General features: G+C 72.6%; 18 protein-coding genes. 16 read left to right on the forward strand and 2 right to left on the reverse strand.

The window, feature by feature from the left end; translation table 11 throughout:
• Positions 1-52: 52 nt before the first annotated feature.
• Both ACZ5ON_RS27430 and thiD read left to right on the forward strand, forming a co-directional pair.
• Positions 53-1,078 (forward strand): 6-phosphofructokinase, encoded by a 1,026-nt coding sequence (locus tag ACZ5ON_RS27430; RefSeq protein WP_465598149.1) that lies wholly within the window; start codon positions 53-55, stop codon positions 1,076-1,078.
• Between the two features lie 55 nt (positions 1,079-1,133).
• Positions 1,134-1,949, forward strand: a complete 816-nt coding sequence (gene thiD, locus ACZ5ON_RS27435; protein ID WP_465598152.1) for a bifunctional hydroxymethylpyrimidine kinase/phosphomethylpyrimidine kinase — start codon at positions 1,134-1,136, stop codon at positions 1,947-1,949.
• Positions 1,950-2,127: 178 nt separating this feature from the next.
• On the opposite strand, the gene rpmB is transcribed toward thiD, so the two are convergent.
• On the reverse strand, positions 2,128-2,313 hold the full coding sequence (gene rpmB / locus ACZ5ON_RS27440) for a 50S ribosomal protein L28 (RefSeq protein ID WP_344639849.1): 186 nt from the start codon (positions 2,311-2,313) through the stop codon (positions 2,128-2,130).
• A 521-nt stretch (positions 2,314-2,834) separates the two neighbouring features.
• Here rpmB and ACZ5ON_RS27445 point away from each other — a divergent pair.
• The 10 genes from ACZ5ON_RS27445 to mutM all read left to right on the forward strand — a co-directional run bounded on the left by ACZ5ON_RS27445 (position 2,835) and on the right by mutM (position 12,649).
• On the forward strand, positions 2,835-4,460 hold the full coding sequence (locus ACZ5ON_RS27445) for a DAK2 domain-containing protein (RefSeq protein ID WP_465598156.1): 1,626 nt from the start codon (positions 2,835-2,837) through the stop codon (positions 4,458-4,460).
• Positions 4,461-4,496: 36 nt separating this feature from the next.
• Positions 4,497-6,749 carry an ATP-dependent DNA helicase RecG gene (gene recG / locus ACZ5ON_RS27450; RefSeq protein WP_465598160.1) on the forward strand — a complete coding sequence of 751 codons (2,253 nt, stop codon included), beginning with the start codon at positions 4,497-4,499 and terminating at the stop codon, positions 6,747-6,749.
• Positions 6,750-6,888: 139 nt separating this feature from the next.
• On the forward strand, positions 6,889-7,401 hold the full coding sequence (locus ACZ5ON_RS27455; RefSeq protein WP_465598163.1) for a hypothetical protein: 513 nt from the start codon (positions 6,889-6,891) through the stop codon (positions 7,399-7,401).
• Positions 7,402-7,510: 109 nt separating this feature from the next.
• Positions 7,511-8,095 (forward strand): 16S rRNA (guanine(966)-N(2))-methyltransferase RsmD, encoded by a 585-nt coding sequence (rsmD, locus tag ACZ5ON_RS27460; protein ID WP_465598166.1) that lies wholly within the window; start codon positions 7,511-7,513, stop codon positions 8,093-8,095.
• Between the two features lie 28 nt (positions 8,096-8,123).
• Positions 8,124-8,615, forward strand: coding sequence for a pantetheine-phosphate adenylyltransferase (coaD, locus tag ACZ5ON_RS27465; RefSeq protein ID WP_465598169.1), 492 nt, complete (start codon positions 8,124-8,126; stop codon positions 8,613-8,615).
• A gap of 194 nt (positions 8,616-8,809) precedes the next feature.
• Positions 8,810-9,979 carry an ATP synthase F0 subunit B gene (locus ACZ5ON_RS27470; protein ID WP_465598172.1) on the forward strand — a complete coding sequence of 390 codons (1,170 nt, stop codon included), beginning with the start codon at positions 8,810-8,812 and terminating at the stop codon, positions 9,977-9,979.
• A gap of 173 nt (positions 9,980-10,152) precedes the next feature.
• Positions 10,153-10,797 (forward strand): YceD family protein, encoded by a 645-nt coding sequence (locus ACZ5ON_RS27475; protein WP_465598175.1) that lies wholly within the window; start codon positions 10,153-10,155, stop codon positions 10,795-10,797.
• 2 nt (positions 10,798-10,799) lie between these two features.
• Positions 10,800-10,973, forward strand: coding sequence for a 50S ribosomal protein L32 (gene rpmF / locus ACZ5ON_RS27480; protein ID WP_344639841.1), 174 nt, complete (start codon positions 10,800-10,802; stop codon positions 10,971-10,973).
• A 19-nt stretch (positions 10,974-10,992) separates the two neighbouring features.
• The gene (gene rnc / locus ACZ5ON_RS27485; protein WP_465598178.1) at positions 10,993-11,766 is read left to right on the forward strand and encodes a ribonuclease III; all 774 of its coding nucleotides are present in this window, start codon (positions 10,993-10,995) and stop codon (positions 11,764-11,766) included.
• A gap of 10 nt (positions 11,767-11,776) precedes the next feature.
• Positions 11,777-12,649 carry a bifunctional DNA-formamidopyrimidine glycosylase/DNA-(apurinic or apyrimidinic site) lyase gene (gene mutM, locus ACZ5ON_RS27490; protein ID WP_465598181.1) on the forward strand — a complete coding sequence of 291 codons (873 nt, stop codon included), beginning with the start codon at positions 11,777-11,779 and terminating at the stop codon, positions 12,647-12,649.
• 49 nt (positions 12,650-12,698) lie between these two features.
• On the opposite strand, the gene ACZ5ON_RS27495 is transcribed toward mutM, so the two are convergent.
• Positions 12,699-13,622 (reverse strand): DMT family protein, encoded by a 924-nt coding sequence (locus tag ACZ5ON_RS27495; protein WP_465598183.1) that lies wholly within the window; start codon positions 13,620-13,622, stop codon positions 12,699-12,701.
• Positions 13,623-13,822: 200 nt separating this feature from the next.
• Here ACZ5ON_RS27495 and ACZ5ON_RS27500 point away from each other — a divergent pair, with 200 nt between their 5' ends.
• From ACZ5ON_RS27500 to smc, 4 genes are all read left to right on the forward strand, one after another.
• Positions 13,823-15,178, forward strand: coding sequence for a hypothetical protein (locus ACZ5ON_RS27500; protein WP_465598186.1), 1,356 nt, complete (start codon positions 13,823-13,825; stop codon positions 15,176-15,178).
• 120 nt (positions 15,179-15,298) lie between these two features.
• Positions 15,299-15,592 carry an acylphosphatase gene (locus ACZ5ON_RS27505; RefSeq protein WP_465598188.1) on the forward strand — a complete coding sequence of 98 codons (294 nt, stop codon included), beginning with the start codon at positions 15,299-15,301 and terminating at the stop codon, positions 15,590-15,592.
• A 403-nt stretch (positions 15,593-15,995) separates the two neighbouring features.
• Complete coding sequence (locus ACZ5ON_RS27510) at positions 15,996-16,199, forward strand: hypothetical protein (RefSeq protein ID WP_344639835.1); 204 nt, start codon at positions 15,996-15,998, stop codon at positions 16,197-16,199.
• 280 nt (positions 16,200-16,479) lie between these two features.
• Entirely contained in the window at positions 16,480-20,154 is a 3,675-nt protein-coding gene (gene smc, locus ACZ5ON_RS27515; RefSeq protein ID WP_465598191.1) for a chromosome segregation protein SMC, read from the forward strand.
• Positions 20,155-20,412: the final 258 nt, after the last annotated feature.

The raw sequence follows: 20,412 nt of genomic DNA on the forward strand, positions 1-20,412 counted from the left end.
GATCCATCGGCCCGGGGCGGTGCCGCCCCTGGAGCGGGAGAGCGCACCCACCATGCGAATCGGCGTCCTGACCAGCGGAGGCGACTGCCCCGGCCTCAACGCGGTGATCCGCTCGGTGGTGCACCGGGGTACCGATGTCCACGGTGACGAGATCATCGGCATCGAGGACGGCTTCCTCGGGCTGATCGAGGGCCGTGCCCGCCCGGTCTCGCACGACGACGTCACGGGTCTGCTCACCCTCGGCGGCACCATCCTGGGCTCGGCCCGGGTGCGGCGCGACCGGATCAACTGGGCCGTGGAGAACGCCCGTACGCTGGCCCGGAACCTCGGCATCGACGCCCTGATCGCGATCGGCGGCGAGGGCACGCTGACCGCCGCCAGGATGTTCTCCGAGGCCGGACTGCCCGTGGTCGGCGTCCCGAAGACCATCGACAACGACATCGAGGCGACTGACGTGACCTTCGGCTTCGACACGGCCGTTCACGTCGCGACCGAGGCGATCGACCGGCTGAAGACCACCGCCGAGTCCCACCAGCGGGTGATGGTGGTCGAGTTGATGGGACGCCACACCGGTTGGATCACCCTGACCGCCGGGATGGCGGGTGGCGCGCACGGCATTCTCATCCCCGAGAAGCCGTTCGACATCGAGGCGGTGGCCCGGATGGTCGAGGAGCGCTTCGACCGGCACAAGAAGTTCGCCATCATCGCGGTCGCCGAAGGCGCCAAGCCGGCGCCGGGCACGTTCCGCTTCGACCACGGCGAGGTCGACCAGTACGGCCACCAGACCTTCGGCGGGATCGGCAACCGGCTCGCGCACGAGCTGGAGGACCTGCTCGGCAAGGAGGCCCGCCCGGTCATCCTCGGCCACACCCAGCGCGGCGGCACCCCCACCGCCCGGGACCGGGTGCTCGCCTCCCGCTTCGGCTGGCACGCCGTGGAGGCCGTCCACCGGGGTGCCTTCGGACACTTCACCGCGCTGCGCGGCACCGAGATCAGGCTGGTGCCGATCGCGGACGCCGTGGTCAAGCTGAAGACCGTGCCCGAGGACCGCTGGCTGGAGTCGGAGGCGGTGCTCTGACCCGCGGGCCGGGACGGACGGCCGGACGCCGCCCGGGGCCCGGTAGGTTGGCGGCATGAGCAGCCAGTCAGCACCTCCCGTCGCGGCACCCCCGCGCGTCCTCACCGTCGCCGGCTCCGACTCCGGTGGCGGTGCCGGCATCCAGGCCGACCTCAAGACCATGCTCGCGCTCGGGGTGCACGGCATGAGCGTGATCACCGCCGTCACCGCGCAGAACTCGGTCGGCGTGCAGGGCTACTGGGAGCTGCCCGCCGAAGCCGTCCGCGCCCAGTTCCGCAGTGTGGTGGACGACATCGGCGTGCAGGCCGTGAAGACCGGCATGCTGGCCTCCGTCGAACTGGTCGAGACCGTGTCCGAGCTGCTCGCCGGTGTGCCGGCGCCGGTGGTGGTGGACCCGGTCGGCGTCTCGAAGCACGGCGACGCGCTGCTCGCCGCCGAGGCCGTCGCCACCGTACGGGAGCGGCTGCTGCCGGTCGCCACCCTCGCCACGCCCAACCTGCACGAGGTGGCGCAGCTCACCGGCATCACGGTGGAGCGGGAGGAGGGCATGCTGGACGCGGCCAGGGCGCTGCACGACCTCGGCCCCCGCTGGGTCCTGGTCAAGGGCGGACACCTGGCGGGCGAGGCCGTGGACCTGCTCTACGGCGGCCCAGGCGAGGAGCACTGGTACCGCGCCGAGCGCTATGACAACCGGCACACCCACGGCACCGGCTGCACCCTGGCCAGTGCCGTCGCCGCCGAGCTCGCCAAGGGCCTGGCGATGCCCGAGGCGGTCGGCGCGGCCAAGGCGTACGTCACCGGCGCGATCCGGCAGGGTTTCCCGCTCGGCGCCGGCATCGGCCCGGTCGACCACGGCTGGCGCTGGCGCTGACCCGGAGACGCGTACGGCCCGGGGTGGGAACCCCGGGCCGTACGGTCTAGACAGGACGTCCGTCCCGGCGCCGCGCGGGCGAGGCGCCGGACGGGTCCCGGGCGTCGGGACAAAGCAGATAGCCGACCCACCCGAGGGTGGATCGGCTGTCCGGAGGACCGGCTTACCGGTCTGCGCGTCAGCGCGAGACCTTACCGGCCTTGATGCACGAGGTGCAGACGTTGAGCCGCTTCGGCGTCCGCCCAATCACAGCGCGCACCGTCTGGATGTTGGGGTTCCAACGACGGGAGGTACGGCGGTGCGAGTGGGAGATGCTGTTGCCGAAGCCCGGCCCCTTGCCGCAGACGTCGCAGTTGGCAGCCACAGGAGTCACTCCAAGACTTCAGATCATTTACGTTCGAAAACCCCGGCTGAGCCTCCCGGACCACTCACGTGGACCGGATCGGTTCAAGGGGTGAGCCCGGATTGTTCCAGGCAACCGGAAGAGCATACAACGCCGCGTCCGGTTCAACGAAACTACCACGCCCCGGGCGGTGATCGTTCCCACCGCCCGCGCCGGTGCGCGATTCGCCCGCTCGCCTCCGGGCCCTCGTGCCCGGTGCCGACGCTCTTCGCTCGCCCCCTTGCCTGCCGACGGCCGGGCGCCGGCCTGCGCCGGGGGCGAGGGGCCCTCGCTCCTCGCTTTCACGCCGTACGTCAGCGGCTTCGCCGCGAGCAGCGGGCCGCCCCCAGCCTCCGGCCGGGGGCACCCCCTCGGCTCGGGGCGGGACCCCGGCGGTGCTCGCCCTGCGCGCGGCCCGCCGACGGCCACCGATAACCTGCGGGTATCGCCCCTCGCCACCGCGTTCATTCGCGTTCCCGTGGCGTTCACCCGGAGGAGAGCTGGTGCTGGACACGCTCGACGCCCCGACCGTCCGCACCTGGAGCCGGCTCGCCCTGACCGCCCTCGGCCAGGCCCGCGAGGAGATCGACGCGCTCAACGTCTACCCCGTCCCCGACGGCGACACCGGTACCAACCTGTACCTGACCGTCGAGGCCGCGGCCGCCGCCGTCGAGCGCTGCTTCGCCGAGCACGCCGGCGAGCCGGACCTGGCCGCCGCCGCCGCGGCGATGGCCAGGGGCGCGCTGGTCGGCGCCCGGGGCAACTCCGGTGTGATCCTCGCCCAGCTGCTGCGCGGCATGGCCGAGGTGCTCGCCCGGGGCGGTGACCCCGCGCTGCTGCGCCAGGCCCTCCAGCGGGCCGCCGAGGCCGCCTACCAGGCCGTCGCCGAGCCGGTCGAGGGAACCCTGCTCACGGTCGCCGCCGAGGCCGCCAGGGCCGCCGCGCTGACCGCCGGCGGCCTGGCGGAGACCGCCGACACCGCCTACCGGGCCGCCCGGACCGCACTGATGCACACCCCCGAGCAACTGGACGTACTGGCCGAGGCCGGAGTGGTGGACGCCGGCGGCCGCGGCCTGGTCGCCGTCCTCGGCGCCCTCGCCGACGCCGTCGCCGGACAGACCCCGATGGGACCGGTCGCCCTCCGGCAGGGCCTCGGCGCCACCGGACTCGCGGAGAGCTGCGAGGGACACGAGCGCCCGGCCGGTCCCGGCCACCCCGCCTTCGAGGTGATCTACCTGCTGGACGCCCCCGACGACGCCCTCCCGGCGCTCCGCGCCAGGCTCGGCGCCCTGGGCGACTCCCTGGTGGTCGGCGGCGGCGACGGCCTGTGGAGCGTCCACGTGCACGTGGACGACGCCGGGGCCGCCGTCGAGGCCGCCCTCGAGGCCGGACGGCCGTACCGGATCCGGATCACGCACTTCGCCGAGGCCGCCGCCCGCGCGGGGAAGCGGGCCAGGACCGCGCCCGAGGGCCGCGCCGTGCTCAGCGTGGTCTCCGGCACCGGCCTGGCCGAACTCTGCGAGCAGGTCGGATCCGCCGTCCTGCTGGCCGACCCGGACCGGCCGCCCGCCAGCGCCGAACTCGCCGAGGCCGTCCGCCGATGCGCGGCCCGCGAGGTCGTGCTGCTGCTCAACGACCCCGAACTGCGAGCCGCCGCCGGAGCCGCCGCCGACCAGCTCCGCGAGGAGGGCGTGCGGATCGCCGTCCTGCCCACCCGCTCGCCGGTCCAGGGGCTGGCCGCGCTCGCCGTGCACGAGAGCGCCCGACGCTTCGACGAGGACGTGGTCGCCATGACCTCCGCCGCAGGAGCCACCCGCTACGCCGAACTCGCGATCGCCGAGGGCGAGTCCTGGACCATGGCCGGGGTCTGCCAGGCCGGGGACGTCCTCGGCCTGATCGACGGCGACGTCGCGGTGATCGGCACCGGCCTCGCCGAGACCGGTGCCGTGGTGCTCTCCCGGATGCTCGCGGCCGGCGGCGAACTGGTCACCCTGGTGCTCGGCGAGGGCGTACCGGCGGGACTGGCCGAGGAGTTGGTGGCACTCGCGCGCAAGCAGCGGCCCGAGGTCGACACCGTGGTCTTCGAGGGCGGGCAGGAGGCCGCGCCGTTGCTGATCGGGGTGGAGTGACCCGGTCTGTCGCAGCCGTGGTGTACACAGGGTGCGATGGGCGCTCTCGATGAACCACTGACCAAGCTGGTCGGCGACCGCACCGCGAAGGTGCTGGCCGACAGCCTCAAGCTGCGCACGGTCGGCGACCTGCTGCACCACTACCCGCGCCGCTACGTCGAGCGCGGCCAGCTCACCAGCCTGGACGAGCTGGAGGTGGACGAGCACGTCACGGTGCTCGCCCGGATCGAGAAGGTGACGCTGATCCCCTTCAAGGCGCGCAAGGGTGACCGCCTGGAGGTGATCGTCACCGACGGCCGCAGCCGGCTCTCACTGGTCTTCTTCAACCAGGGCTGGCGGCAGAAGGAGCTGCGACCGGGCGCCCAGGGCCTGTTCGCCGGCAAGGTCGGCCTGTTCAATCGCACCCGCCAACTAGCCTCGCCCGACTACCAGTTGTTGGACGAGGAGGCAGATCCGTCGGCCGCCCGGCAGTTCGCCGGCCGGCTGATCCCGGTCTACCCGGCCAGCGCCCAGATGCCCAGCTGGAAGCTGTCCATCTGCATCGAGACCGCCCTCGCCAAGCACCTCGGCGACGTCGGCGAGCCGCTGCCCGCCGAACTCCGGGAGAAGCACCGGCTGATCCCGCTGCCCGAGGCGCTCGAACTCATCCACCGCCCGCGCAACCACGCCGAGCGCGAGCGCGCCCAGAGCCGCCTGCGCTGGGACGAGGCGTTCGTCCTCCAGGTCGCCCTGGCCCAGCGCCGGGCCGCCGACGCGGCACTTCCGGCCGTCCCCCGACAGGCCCGTCCCGGTGGTCTGCTGGCCGCCTTCGACGCCCGGCTGCCGTTCACCCTCACCGACGGCCAGCAGAAGGTCTCCGCCGAGATCGCCGCCGACCTCGCCTCCGCCCACCCGATGCACCGCCTGCTCCAGGGTGAGGTCGGCTCCGGCAAGACGCTGGTCGCACTGCGGGCCATGCTCACCGTGGTCGACGCGGGCGGCCAGGCGGTGCTGCTGGCGCCGACCGAGGTGCTCGCCCAGCAGCACCACCGCTCGATCGTGGAGATGATGGGCGATCTGGCCGAGGGCGGCATGCTCGGCGGCTCCGAACTCGGGACGAAGGTCGTGCTGCTCACCGGTTCGATGGGCGCGCCGGCCCGGCGGCAGGCGATGCTCGACATGGCCTGCGGCGACGCCGGGGTGACCATCGGCACCCACGCCCTGATCGAGGACAAGGTCCAGTTCCAGGACCTCGGCCTGGTCGTGGTGGACGAGCAGCACCGCTTCGGCGTCGAGCAGCGGGACGCGCTGCGCAACAAGGGCGAGCAGCCCCCGCACCTGCTGGTCATGACGGCCACCCCGATCCCGCGCACCGTCGCCATGACGGTCTTCGGCGACCTGGAGACCTCCGTCCTCGACCAGCTCCCGGCCGGGCGCTCGCCGATCTCCAGCCATGTGGTGCCGGCGGTCGAGAAGCCCAACTTCCTCGCCCGGGCCTGGGAGCGGGTCCGCGAGGAGGTGGCCAAGGGCCACCAGGCGTACGTGGTCTGCCCGCGGATCGGTGACGAGCCGGACGAGGCTGCTACCCGCCCGCTCGCCTCCGGGCGCTCTGACCCGGCTCGAGCCGGTGCGAAGAAGCGGGCCAAGTCCCTGCCGGACGACCCGGAGGACCTGGGCGCCGGTAGCGACGACCGCAGGCCGCCGCTCTCCGTGGTGGAGACCGCCGAGACGCTCACCAAGGGTCCGCTGGTCGGGCTGCGGGTGGAGATCCTGCACGGGCGGCTGGCGCCGGAGGCCAAGGACGACGTGATGAAGCGCTTCGCGGCGGGCGAGGTGGACGTCCTGGTCGCCACCACCGTGATCGAGGTCGGCGTCAACGTGCCCAACTCCACGGTCATGGTCATCATGGACGCCGACCGCTTCGGCGTCTCCCAGCTCCACCAGCTGCGCGGCCGGGTGGGCCGCGGCAGCGCCCCCGGCCTCTGCCTGCTGGTCAGCGACATGCCCGCGGGCAGCGCGGCCCGGGCCCGACTGGACGCGGTGGCCGCCACCCTGGACGGCTTCGAGCTCTCCCGGATCGACCTGGAGCAGCGCCGCGAGGGCGATGTGCTCGGGCAGGCCCAGTCCGGGGTGAAGTCCTCGCTGAAGGTGCTCTCCGTGCTGGACGACGAGGAGATCATCGCCACCGCCCGCGCGGAGGCCGCCGCCCTGGTCGCAGAGGACCCGGTCCTGGCCGGCCACCCCGAGCTGCGCACGGCCCTGGAGAGCCTGCTGGACGAGGAGCGCGCCGAGTTCCTGGAGAAGGGCTGACGGCCCGCCCGCGGCGGCCTCCGCACCCGGGGGACCGGCCCGGCCGGGCCCCCTCGATTGTCAGTGCCCCACGAGAGAATGAAGGTGTTCAGGGCGCACCTCAAGGCGCGTACCTGGCACGACATTTGGGGGTCCTGCCATGGCATTCCGTCATCTCAACGAGCTCCCGCTCGGCGACAAGATCTTCCGGATCGAGCTCGCCAGTGAGGACGACCGCGAAGTCACCCTGACCCTGACCGGCTGGCGCGAGGGTGCCGCCGCCAGCCCGCTCGCCTCCGGCAAGCTCCGCCTCCCCGTCGAGGACGTCGCCAACCTCCGGATCGCGCTGAACCGCGCGCTGCGGGCGCTGGCGATCGTCGCCGAGGTCTCCGAGCCCATCCCCGACCGTGACGTGCTGCGCGAGCTGTACCCCGGCCACGGCGCCCCGTGGGTGCCGCAGCACGAGGAGGAACTGGTCCGCCGCTTCCACGAGAGCGAGACCATCGCCCGGATCGCCGCCCGCTTCGGCCGTACGCCCGACTCCGTCCGCACCAAGCTGCGTGAGCTCGGTCACGACCCGCGGCGCCCCGACCACTGCCCGCCCGACGGCTGCCTGTCCTGGTCCCGCTATGCCTCCCCGGCCCTGCTCGGGGCGGCCCCGGCGGCCGAGTAACCACGGCCCGGCGGCGCCGTGGGGCGCCGCCGGGCCGCCCGGCGAGTGGGCGCCCGGGCGAGCGGCCCGTATAGCGTGGTGGCTGACCCACGAAAGGACTCTGCAGCTCATGACCCGCGTGATCGCCGGCGCGGCCGGCGGCCGGCGCCTGGCCGTGCCGCCCGGCCGCAACACCCGCCCGACCTCGGACAAGGCGCGGGAGGCGATGTTCTCCACCCTGGAGTCCCTGCGCGGGACGATCCACGGCGCCCGGATGCTGGACCTGTTCGGCGGTTCGGGCGCGGTCGGCCTGGAGGCGCTGTCCCGCGGTGCCGAGCACGCCCTGCTGGTCGAGTCGGACGCGAGCGCGGCCCGCACCATCCGCGCCAACATCCGTACCGTCGCCCTCCCGGGCGCCGAGCTCCGCGCCGACCGCGCCGAGCGGGTGCTCGCCGGCCCGGCTCCCGCGACCCCGTACGACCTGGTCTTCCTCGACCCGCCGTACGCGGTCACCGACGACGCGGTACGGGAGATGCTGATCACACTCCTCGCCGGAGGCTGGATCGCGGACGGCGCACTCGTCACCGTGGAACGCAGCACCAGGGGCGGAGAGTTCGGCTGGCCCGAGGGCTTCGAAGTGCTGCGCTCACGCCGGTACGGCGAGGGCACCCTCTGGTACGGTCGCGCCGCTGCCGAGGTTGATCAAGACTCGTAGCACTGCACCCCACAAGGGAGTCCACGCCATGCGCCGCGCCGTCTGCCCGGGATCGTTCGACCCGATCACCAACGGCCACCTCGACATCATCGAGCGTGCGTCGAAGCTCTACGACGTCGTCCACGTCGTGGTGGCGATCAACCCGAACAAGAAGGGCATGTTCAGCGTCGACGAGCGCATCGCACTGATCGAGGAGACCACCGCCCAGTGCGGGAACGTCGTGGTCGAGTCGCACCAGGGGCTGCTGGTGGACTACTGCCGGGAGCGCGGGATCCCGGCGATCATCAAGGGCCTGCGTGCGGTCAGCGACTTCGACTACGAGCTGCAGATGGCCCAGATGAACCACGGCCTCACCGGCGTGGAGACGCTCTTCGTACCGACCTCGCCGACATACAGCTTCCTCTCCTCCAGCCTGGTCAAGGAGGTCGCCGCGTACGGCGGCGACGTCTCGCACCTGCTGCCGGAGCCGGTGCACCGTCAGCTGCTCGCGCGGATCGCCGAGCAGAAGGCCCAGGCATAGCGCCGCGCCGGCCGGGCGTTTCTGCCGGCCGGTCACGTCGTACGTCCACCGTCGGGATGGCCGGAAGGGCACGGCCGTTGTGAGCTGCGGGGTGAGTGGACGTACAGTCAGTACTCCACTGCCCGGTGGCGAGCCGCGCCGTCCGGGCCTGCCTCCGCCACAGCCCGGCGGCACACGGAAAGACAGAAGCGCCCGTGGACGTGCAGAACAGACTCGACGCGATCGTCGCGGCGGTGGAGAATGCCCGCTCGATGCCCATGTCGGCGTCCTGCGTGGTGAACCGGGCCGAGCTGGTGGGCCTGCTCCAGGAGCTGCGGGAAGCCCTCCCCTCCGAACTCGCCCAGGCCAAGTCGGTGATGGCCGACCACGAGCAGGTGGTGGCCGAGGCACAGGCCCAGGCGGACGAGATCATCCGCGGTGCGCACGACGAGCGCGGTTCGCTGATCTCGGACACCGAGGTGGTCCGCCGGGCCCAGGCCGAGGCCGACCGGATCCTCGCCGAGGCCCGTGCCGAGATCGACACCAAGCGCGCCGAGGCCGACGACTACGTCGACGGCAAGCTGGCCAACTTCGAGGTCGTGCTCACCAAGACGCTGGGCTCGGTCGGCCGCGGCCGGGCGAAGCTGCGCGGCGAGGCCTTCGACGGGGCCGAGGGCGACGGCGACGAGTTCCGCCCGCGCGGCACCCCGAGCCCCGAGGTGGACGAGTACGTCGATGTGAAGCTCGCCACCCTGGAGGCGGTGCTCGGCGCCACCCTGGAGGCGGTCGGCAAGGGCCGCGACAAGCTCCTCGGCAAGAAGCCGATCGACGAGCTGGCCGCCTACCTGGCCGCCGCCGACGAGGCCCAGGAGCTCAAGGACCGGGCCGAGGCGGTCGCCGCCGGCTTCGCCGAGGACGGCGAGGAGCAGCCCTGGTACCGCGAGGAGGTGCCGCAGCAGCAGAGCTGGCCCGAGCCGGCCCCGGCCGCGGCCGGCTGGCAGACCGGCCAGGAGGGCGCGGGCGGGGAGGGCTTCGACAGCCACTTCACCCCGCCCGCCGACCAGTACGGCGAGGTCTACGCCGGCGGGTTCGACCCGGCCGGCCAGCCGCAGACGGACCCGTACGGCAACCCCTACGGCTACCCGCAGCAGCCGGCCTACCCGGCGCAGGAGCCCGCGCTGCACGACCCGTACGGCGTCCCGCAGGTGTACGGGCAGCAGCCGGTGTACCAGGAGCAGGGCTACGACGCCTACGGCTACCCGCAGCAGCCCCAGCAGGCCCCGCACGCACAGCTGCCCCAGCAGCAGGCGGGCCTGGACGAGACCAGCTTCTTCGACACCAGCATGATCGACATGACCCGGTTGAGGGAGCTCGGCGGCCGCTAGCGGCCGCCCGAAGTTGGGCCAGGCCCAAGTGTCCGGTACTCTGACCACTCCGGCCTGTTCAGCGCCGGATCGTCCGGCTGCTCGCTCGTAGCTCACAGCGCGGTGCCGCACATCGAACGAACCCGTTTCGCGCCACGCAGCGATGTGTGTCGCCACCAGGAAGCCAGGGAACCTTGAACCGCCTCGACCACCGCGACCCGCTCGTGTTCGACACGCATGAGCTGGGCCGTCGTGCGGGTTCGATGCGCCAGGTCTCCCGCGTCCTGGAGGCCCCCGCGGGCCTGGGCATCGCCGATGTGATCGGTGTCCCGGAGAAGAGCGAGCTCAAGCTGGAACTCCGCCTGGAGTCGGTGGTCGAGGGCGTGCTGGTGACCGGCACCGCCGAGGCCCACGTCGAGGGCGAGTGCGTACGCTGCCTGGAGCCCGTCGAGGACGACCTCGAGGTCGACTTCCAGGAGCTGTACTACTACCCGGAGTCCGACGAGCGCCATCGTGCCCGGACCGCCGGTGCCGAGGACCTCGACGAGGACTCGGAGGAAGAGACTTACCGCCTGGAGGGCGACTTCTTCGACCTCCAGCCGGTGCTGCGTGACGCGGTGGTGCTCGCACTGCCGTTGCAGCCGGTGTGCCAGGAAGACTGCCTGGGTCTGTGTCCCGAGTGCGGGGCACGCCTGAGTGACGACCCGGACCACCATCACGAGGCCGTCGACCCGAGGTGGGCGGCTCTGCAGGGACTCTCCGCCGCCCCCGGCGACGAGGGTGACGAGAACAAGAGCAGCGACACCCGTGAGGGTCTCGCCGAGAACCAGGAGAAGTAGCCGTGGCTGTTCCGAAGCGGAAGATGTCGCGCAGCAACACGCGCCACCGCCGTTCGCAGTGGAAGGCTGTCGCCCCCGCGCTCGTCGCGTGCGACCGCTGCCACGAGCCGAAGCTGGCGCACATCGCGTGCCCGAGCTGCGGCACGTACAACCGTCGCCAGGTCCTCTCGGTCTGATCGGCGGGTGTACGGATCGATGTCGGAAAGCAACTCTTCCCGCAAGTCGGCTTCCAACGGGAGCAAGGCCGGCGGGCCGGCTTCGACCGAATACGACGTCCTGGAAGGGCGCCTCGGGTATCCACTTGAGCGCGCCCTTCTGGTACGTTCCCTGACCCACCGCTCGTACGCGTACGAGAACGGTGGTCTGCCCACCAACGAACGCCTGGAGTTCCTCGGCGACTCGGTGCTGGGCCTGGTGGTGACCGACACCCTCTACCGCCTCCACCCGGAGGTCGCCGAGGGCACGCTCGCCAAGCTCCGTGCCGCGGTGGTCAACTCCCGCGCGCTCGCCGAGGTCGGCCGCGGCCTGGACCTCGGTGCCTTCATCCGGCTCGGCAAGGGCGAGGAGGGCACCGGCGGCCGCGACAAGTCGTCGATCCTCGCCGACACCGTCGAGGCCGTGATCGGCGCCATCTACCTGGACAAGGGCCTGGACTCGGCCACCGAGTTCGTCCACCGGCTGTTCGACCCGCTGATCGAGGAGTCCTCTCAGCTCGGCGCCGGACTGGACTGGAAGACCAGCCTGCAGGAGCTCACCGCCTCCGTCGGCATCGGCGTACCCGAGTACGTCGTCACCGAGTCGGGCCCCGACCACGAGAAGACCTTCGCCGCCGCCGCCCGGGTGGCCGGCGAGGACTTCGGACAGGGCAGCGGCCGCTCGAAGAAGGAAGCCGAGCAGAAGGCTGCCGAGAGCGCCTGGCGGGCGATCAAGGCCAAGTACGCCGACCAGCTGCCGGGCAACGCGGTCTGAGGCCGCGGGAGTGCCCGAACTTCCCGAGGTCGAGGTGGTCCGGCGTGGCCTGGCCCGCTGGATCACCGGTCGGACCGTCGCCGAGGTGGAGGTCCTCCACCCGCGCGCGATACGCCGTCAGGTGGGCGGCGCGCCCGACTTCACCGCCCGGCTGACCGGTGCCACCTTCGGGGAGGCCCGTCGGCGCGGCAAGTACCTCTGGCTTCCCCTGACCCCTTCGGGGGCGCTCGGCACGGGCTTCTCGATGATCGGGCACCTGGGCATGAGCGGGCAACTGCTCGTCCAGGACCCGGCGGTGCCCGACGAGACCCATCTGCGGGTCCGCTTCCGCTTCACCGACGGTGCGCGTGAGCTGCGCTTCGTCGACCAGCGCACCTTCGGCGGCCTCGCCGTCGAGGAGGCCGAGCCGGACGACCCCGAGGGCACCCCGGTCTCCATCGCGCATATCGCCCGCGACCCGCTCGACCCGCGCTTCGACGACGACGCCTTCATCGCCGCGCTGCGGGCCAGGCGAACCACGGTCAAGCGCGCCCTGCTCGACCAGACCCTGATCAGCGGTGTCGGCAACATCTACGCCGACGAGTCGCTCTGGCGCGCCAAGCTGCACTACGAGCGGCCCACCGCGACGCTCACCCGTCCGCAGGCCGCCCTGCTGCTGCAGCACGTCCGGGACGTGATGAACGCCGCCCTCGCGGTCGGTGGCACGAGCTTCGACAGCCTGTACGTCAATGTGAACGGCGAGAGCGGCTACTTCTCCCGGGACCTGGACGCCTACGGACGCGAGGGCGAGCCCTGCCGCCGGTGCGGCACCCCGATCCGCCGCGCCGCCTGGATGAACCGCTCCAGCTACTTCTGCCCCCGTTGCCAGCGCGCTCCGCGCTAGGAGCCAGGAGGCGCGGGAGCCGCGCAGCTCCCGCGCCCCGGCGCTGCCCTCAGGACCGGACCGGTTCGGGAACCGTGGGCCCGTCGGCGGGGTGGACCTCGGTCTCCTCCTGGCCGAAGTAGGCGACGCCGACCGCGCTGACCACCGCGAGGGCGAAGCCGGAGACGGCCAGCCAGCCCAGGCCGGCCCGGGAGGAGTCTCCCAGCCAGAGCACACCGACCGCGCCCGGCACGACCGTCTCCCCGACCACCAGCGCGGCCGTGGCGCCGTTCACCGACCCGACCTGCAGCGCCACGGTGTGCAGGTACATCCCGCCGACACCGCCGATGACGATCACGTACAGCGCCGGGTCCGAGACCAGCTGACCCAGGTCGAAGGGCTGGAGGCCGTTCAGCAGCCGGACCCCGATCCCCAGGGCACCGAAACCGAGCCCGGAGAGCAGACCGGCCACGATCGCCCCACTGGCACCGAGCCGCCGCACGATCAGGCTGCCGCCGGCGATGAGCACCACCGACACGCCGAGCAGCCACCAGTGCACCGCCATCTGGGCGTGGTGTCCGCCCTCGGGTCCGGCGGCCGTGGCCAGCAGCACCAGCGCCCCGCAGAGCACACCGATCGAGGCCCACTCCAGGCCCTTCAGCCGCAGGCCGAGCAGCTTGATGCTCAGCACGGCGGTGATCACCAGGTTGGCGCTGATGATGGTCTGGGACAGGAAGAGCGGCAGCAGCCGGGCGGCCAGCGCGCCGAGCCCGAAGCCTATGAAGTCCAGGACCGTGCCGAGGATGAACTCCCAGGTCACCACGGCCTTGGCGGTGGAGGAGAGGCTCGGCCCGCCGTGTTCGGTGACGCCGGAGACGGCGCCCCTGGCCGCCGCCTCCTCACGGGCCGAGCGGCGTGAGCCGACCGCCTGGAGTACCGAACCGGTGCCGTAGCAGGCGGACGCCGCGACGGCGGTGACAAGACCGAGGATCACCAGGAGCTCCGATTCGGATCTGGGCAGTGGATCTGGCAGTGCTGATCAGTCCGGGCAGTACTGATCAGCACAACTATGCCTGGTCCGGCGGACCACCGGGTCACCCGTCGGGAGGAGCCGGGACCGAACCGCTCGGCGGGGGTGGGCATCGGACCGGGGGCGGTCCCGGCACACGGGCGCGGCCAGGTACCTTCTCTCACATGAGAACTGTGCTCCGCCGTCCCCCGGCCGCCAGGCCAGCCGCCCGCTCGGCGGCGCTGCTGGCGGGCCTGCTCGGGCTGCTGCTCCTGCTGATCGCGCCCCCCGCCTCGGCGGCGGGCGGCATCGACGAGGCCGCGACCTCCCTGAAAAAGAGTCAGGTCTACGTCGATCCGGCGATGACCAGCCGGTTCTCCGAGGACCAGGCCGCCGCTCTGGGCAAGAAGCTCAGGGACTCCGGCAAGGCGGTCTACATCGCGGTCATCCCCGACAACGCGCAGTACCCGGCCGGCACCGTCGCCCGTGACCTGCGGGACGAGGTCGGCGTGGTGGGCCTCTACGGCATCTGGCGCGGTAACGAGTTCAAGGCCTTCGCGGACAAGGGCGTCGTCTCCAAGAACACCGTGTCGAACATGGCCGGGGCCGCCGTCCGCTCCCACCCGGGTGACATCAACGGCGCCCTGAACGACTTCGCCGACCACGCCGTCCGCCAGGTCAAGGGCCACGCGCCGGAAGCGTCCTCCGGCGGGATCAGCACCGCCGCGATCGTCATCCCGCTCGCCCTGCTGGTGCTCGCGGGCGGCGGTGTCTTCCTGCTGTTCCGCCGGGCGAAGAAGCGCAAGGAGGAGAAGGAGCGCGCCGAGCTGGCCCAGCTGCGCACTGTGGTGGACGAGGACATCACCGCCTTCGGTGAGGAGCTCGACCGCCTCGACTTCAACCCCGGCGCGCCCGGTGCCGACGACGCCCAGCGGGCCGACTACTCGCACGCCCTCGACGCGTACGAGCGGGCCAAGCAGACCATGGACGCGGCCAAGCGGCCCGCCGACGTGTCACAGGTCACCGAGGCGCTGGCGGACGGCCGGTTCGCCCTGGCCACGCTGGCCGCGCGGCGGGAGAAGCGCCCGCTGCCGGAGCGCCGTTCGCCGTGCTTCTTCGACCCGCGCCACGGTGTGTCCGTCCAGGACGTCTACTGGGCGCCGACCGGTGGCGCGCCGCGCACCGTACCGGCCTGCGCCGCGGACGCCGCCCGGGTGACGAGCGGCCAGGAGCCGGACATCCGCACCGTGCAGACCGAGTACGGCCAGCAGCCGTACTGGAACGCCGGCCCGGCCTACAGCCCGTGGGCCGGCGGTTACTACGGCAGCGGGGTGCTGCCGGGCCTGCTGGTCGGTACCGCGCTCGGCGCGATCATCGCCGGGCCGGACACCGCCTGGGCGGCTGGCTCGGAGAGCTACGGCCACGGCTACGGCGGCCTGGAGGCCGGCGACGACAGCGGTGCCAACTTCGACGCCTCCGACTTCGGCGGCTTCGACGGCGGCTTCGACGGCGGTGGTGACGGCGACTTCGGGGGCTTCTGACCGATCGCTCCCCGCGTCCGGCCCCGGTGACCTGCTCAGCAGGCCCCGGGGCCGTTGCCGTTCCCGGGGCCGCTTCCCGGGCTCCCCGGCCGAGCGGCGGCACCGGATAAGGTCTCTGCCATGCACGGTCATGACAGCACCCAGCCGGTCCGGGCCACCATCTGGGTCCGGGGAAAGGTCCAGGAGGTCGGTTTCCGCTGGTGGACCAGGGCCCGCGCGCTGGAGATCGGTCTGACCGGGTACACCAGCAACCTCGGCGACGGCCGGGTCCAGGTGGTCGCGGAGGGCTCCCGGCCCGACTGCGAACGGCTGCTCGCACTGCTCCGCGGCCATGGCACGCCCGGCCGGGTCACCGGGGTCACCGAGATCTGGGGTCCCAGCCGCGACGACTACGACGGCTTCGCACTGCGCTGAGCAGGCACACCGGGTGCCGGTCGGGCAACTGCCGGTGTCATGCGGTTGCCATCTGGGCAGACTCGTGGTTGACTCCGCAGCGAACAGTGATCCACCCGGTTCCGCGTGGCGCTGTTCCCGATGGCCCCGCCATCCCCATGGTGTGTCGACCCCGCCATGCAGGTGACAGGCGCGCGGTAGCGTGCGGTGATCGTGTTGACCCGTACGGTCTTTGGTGAGACGCTGAAAGCCCGCGCACCAGTCTGCGTACTCCCGGCAGGGTCATGTTTTCATGGGCGCAGTTCATGACGGCATTCCGGCAGTGCCCGGTCGGCACTTCCGGTGCGCTGACGGGTGCGTACCCCCCTTCCCCCTAGACCCAAACCGTTTCGGTTCGGTCACTCAGCGTGGAGGACCATTCATCATGGCAAAGGCGCTTCTCGGGTACGTCGGCGGTCCCGACCCGCGAATGCTCTCCGAGATGCGACGGCTGCAGCAGCGCGTTCAAGACCTGGAGGCCGAGTTGGCCCGGGTGCAGGAAGAGAACGCCGCACTCACCGCTGTCGCTGACGAGCACTCGCTGCTCAGCAGCATCGATCTGGATCAGCGGGAGCCCGCGCTCACCTGATCCTGACCCGATCCTCACCGATCGACGCTGCTGCGCACTCTGAGCTTCCCGTATACGCGGAGGTTGCCGTGTATGGGACGCAGCTTCCGAGGGACGCCCGGGTGGCGTCCCTTCGTCGTACCCGAGGACCGATGCCCCGAGGAGCGTCCTGGTGCGGACGCTCCGTCGAGGGGAGGCTGCCCTTCCTCCGGCGTGGTCAAACCGCCGTTCGGCGGCTTGGTGCGTGCCCGGCCGGATACAGTCGGCCGGCGGGCATCTGCCGAGGCCAGGAGGAAGGCGCGTGCACCTGAAGAGTCTGACGCTGCGCGGTTTCAAGTCCTTCGCCTCGGCCACCACCCTGCGCTTCGAACCGGGCATCACCTGTGTGGTCGGCCCGAACGGCTCCGGCAAGTCCAATGTGGTGGACGCGCTCTCCTGGGTGATGGGGGAGCAGGGGGCGAAGTCGCTGCGCGGCGGCAAGATGGAGGACGTCATCTTCGCCGGGGCCGGCGGACGCGCGCCGCTCGGCCGGGCCGAGGTCAGCCTCACCATCGACAACGCCGACGGTGCACTGCCGATCGACTACTCCGAAGTCACCATCACCCGGACGATGTTCCGCAACGGCGGCAGCGAATACGCGCTGAACGGCAGCGTCTGCCGGCTGCTGGACATCCAGGAACTGCTCTCCGACTCCGGCATCGGCCGGGAGATGCACGTCATCGTCGGGCAAGGGCAGTTGGACTCCGTGCTGCACGCCGACCCGATGGGCCGACGGGCCTTCATCGAGGAGGCGGCCGGGGTGCTCAAGCACCGCAAGCGCAAGGAGAAGGCGCTGCGGAAACTGGACGCGATGCAGGGCAACCTCAACCGGGTGCAGGACCTCGTCGCCGAACTCCGCCGCCAGCTGGGGCCGTTGGGTCGCCAGGCGAAGATCGCCCGCCGGGCCGCCGGGATCCAGGCCGAGCTGCGCGACGCCAGGCTGCGGCTGCTCGCCGACGACCTGCTCACCCTGCGCCGGGCCGTCGAGGCCGAGGTCGCCGACGAGTTGGCGCTGGGGCTGCGCCGGTCCACCGTCGAGCAGGAACTGGCCAGGGCCCAGCAGCGCGAGGCCGTACTGGAGGCGCAGGTCGAGCAGCTCGGCCCGCAGCTGGAAGCCGCGCGGCAGACCTGGTACCGGCTCTCCGCGCTCGCCGAACGCACCCGGGGCACCATCGGGCTGGCCGAGGCGCGGGTACGGCATGCGGTCTCGGACGGTGAGCCGGGGGAGGAGCGGCGCGGCCGCGATCCCGAGGAACTGGAGCGGGAGGCCGCCCGGGTCCGCGAGGAGGAGGCCGCACTCGCCGAGGCGCAGGAGCAGGCGCGGTACGCACTGGCCGAGGCGCTCGAGTGCAAGTCCGAGCTGGAAGGTGAACTCGCTGCGGAGGAAGGGCGGTTGAAGGCCGCCGCGCGCGCCCTGGCCGACCGGCGGGAGGGGCTGGCCCGGCTGCAGGGCCAGGCGGCCGCGGCCCGCTCCCGGGCGGCCGGCGCGCAGGCCGAGATCGGACGGCTGACCGAGGCCACGGATGCGGCGCTGCTGCGCGCCGAGGCCGCCGAGCAGGAGTACCGGCAGCTCCGGCAGCAGGTCGACGGCCAGGCGGAAGGGGACGCGGACCTGGACGCCGCGCACCGGCGGGCGCGGGAGGCGCTGGCCGAGTCCGAGCGCGAACTGGCCACCGTGCGCGAGGCCCTGGGCCTGGCCGAGCGCGAACGGGCCGGACTGGCCGCGCGGCACGAGACGCTGGCGCTGGGCCTGCGCCGCCAGGACGGCAGTGCCGCACTGCTCGCCGCCGGGGACCGGCCGGCCGGACTGCTGGGGCCGGTGGCGCAGTTGCTGCGGGTCGCGCCCGGGTACGAGGCGGCGCTGGCGGCGGCGCTCGGCGCGGCGGCGGACGCGGTCGCGGTGGACGGTCTGGACACCGCCGCGCAGGCGCTGCGACTGCTGCGCACGCGGGACACCGGCCGGGCCGCACTGCTGATCGCGAATCCCGCCGCGGAGCCGTACCGGCGTGGCGAGTTGCCGCAGGGTGCGCGTTGGGCGGCCGAGTTGCTGGAGGCGCCGAACGAGCTGCGAGCCGCCGTCGAGATGCTGCTGGCCGGCTCGGTGATCGTCGCCGATCTGGACGAGGCGTGGCAACTGGTCATGGAGAGGCCGGAGTTGACCGCGATCACGGCCGAGGGCGATCTGCTCGGCACCGGCTTCGCGCAGGGCGGTTCGGCGGGTGCGCCGAGCCTGCTGGAGACCCGGGCGGCGGTCGCCGAGGCGGCCGAGCGGCTCGGCGAGCTCGACCGGCGCTGCGCCGAGTTGACCGAGCTGCTGGCGCCCGCCGAGGAGCGGCGGCGAACGCTGTCCGGCGAGAGCGAGCAGCTGTCGGCACGGCGGCGACAGGCCGAGAAGGAGCAGGCGCGGACCGCCGGAGTGCTCGGACGGCTCGGAGGGCAGGCCAGGGCGGCGGCGGGTGAGGCCGAGCGGCTGGCGGCGGCGGTGGCCACGGCCGAGGAAGGGCTGTCCCAGGCGCTGGCGGCGGCCGAAGAACTGGCCGAACGCCTGGCCGTGGCCGAGGAGTCGGCCTCCTCGGGTGAGGACGAGCCGGACAGCGCCCGGCGTGACCTGCTGGCGGCTGAAGCCGTCTCGGCCCGGCAGACCGAACTCGAGGCCAGGCTCTCGCTCCGTACGCACGAGGAGCGGGTCCGCAACCTGGCCGGCCGGGCGGACCGGCTCGACCGCGCGGCACACGCGGAGCGCGAGGCCAGGGCGCGGGCCGCCGAGCGCCAGAAGCGGGCCCGGCACGAGGCGGCGGTCGCCACCGCCGTCGCCGCCGGGGCCCGGCAGCTGCTGGCGTGGCTGGAGGGGGCGCTGGTGCGGGCCGAGGCCGAGCGGGGGGAGGTCGAGGCGGCCCGTACCGAGCGGGAGGGCCAGCTGCGGGCCGGCCGGGAGAAGGGCCGGGAACTCAAGGCCGAGCTGGACCGGCTGGTGGACGCCGGACACCGTGACGAGGTGCTGCGGGCGGAGAAGCGGCTGCGGATCGAGCAGCTGGAGACCAGGGCGCTGGAGGAGTTCGGCATCGAGGGCGGTGAACTGCTCGCCGGCTACGGGCCGGACCAGCCGGTGCCGCCGGCCCTGCCGGAGGACGGCGGTGAGCCCGGTGAGCCCAGGCCCTACGACCGGGCCGAGCAGGAGCGCAGGCTCAGGGCGGCCGAGCGGGCCTACCAGCAGCTCGGCAAGGTGAACCCGCTGGCGCTGGAGGAGTTCGCGGCGCTGGAGGAGCGGCACCGGTTCCTCGGCGAGCAGTTGGACGACCTCAAGAAGAGCCGCCGTGATCTGCTGGACATCGTCCGGGACGTGGACGCCAGGGTGGAGCAGCTGTTCACCTCGGCCTACCAGGACACCGCGGCCCAGTTCGAAGGGGTGTTCTCCCGGCTCTTCCCCGGCGGGGAGGGACGGTTGGTGCTCACCGACCCGGAGAACATGCTCGCCACCGGAGTGGAGGTGGAGGCCAGGCCGCCGGGCAAGAAGGTCAAGCGGCTCTCGCTGCTCTCCGGCGGTGAGCGTTCACTGACCGCGGTGGCGCTGCTGGTCGCCATCTTCAAGGCGCGGCCGAGCCCGTTCTACGTGATGGACGAGGTCGAGGCGGCACTGGACGAGACCAACCTGCGGCGGCTGATCGCGATCATGGAAGAGCTGCGGGAGAGTTCGCAGCTGATCGTGATCACCCACCAGAAGCTGACCATGGAGTCGGCCGACGCGCTGTACGGCGTGACGATGAAGGGCGACGGGATCTCGCAGGTGATCAGCCAGCGCCTGCGCGACGAGCACCGTGAGCGCCGGCGCACCCCGGCGCCCCGGCGGGCGGAGACCGGGCTGCCGGCCGGGCGGCCCTCCGGCGGGTCGGAGGACCGATCCGGTACCCCGTGGGCGGAGGGCGGGGCGCCGGGCTGATCCGGCGATCCGGACACCGGTGCTTCTGCCGGTATCGCGGGCCCGTCGCGGATACTGGAAAGGTTGTGAATCCTCCCCCTCACCGACGAGGGGGCTTCTCACTCGGCCGCGGTGGCCTCACCGCGGCCAGGCCCCGGCAGGTCCCCGTCGGCCCGACCGGGGCGCAGCAGTGGAGCGGCAGCGCCATGCGCCTTGCCGACCGAAGGATCACTGAAACCCCCCGGCCGCCCGGCCGGGGAGCCAGCAAGGGAGATCTAT

Source organism: Kitasatospora sp. NPDC032150 (assembly GCF_055579945.1).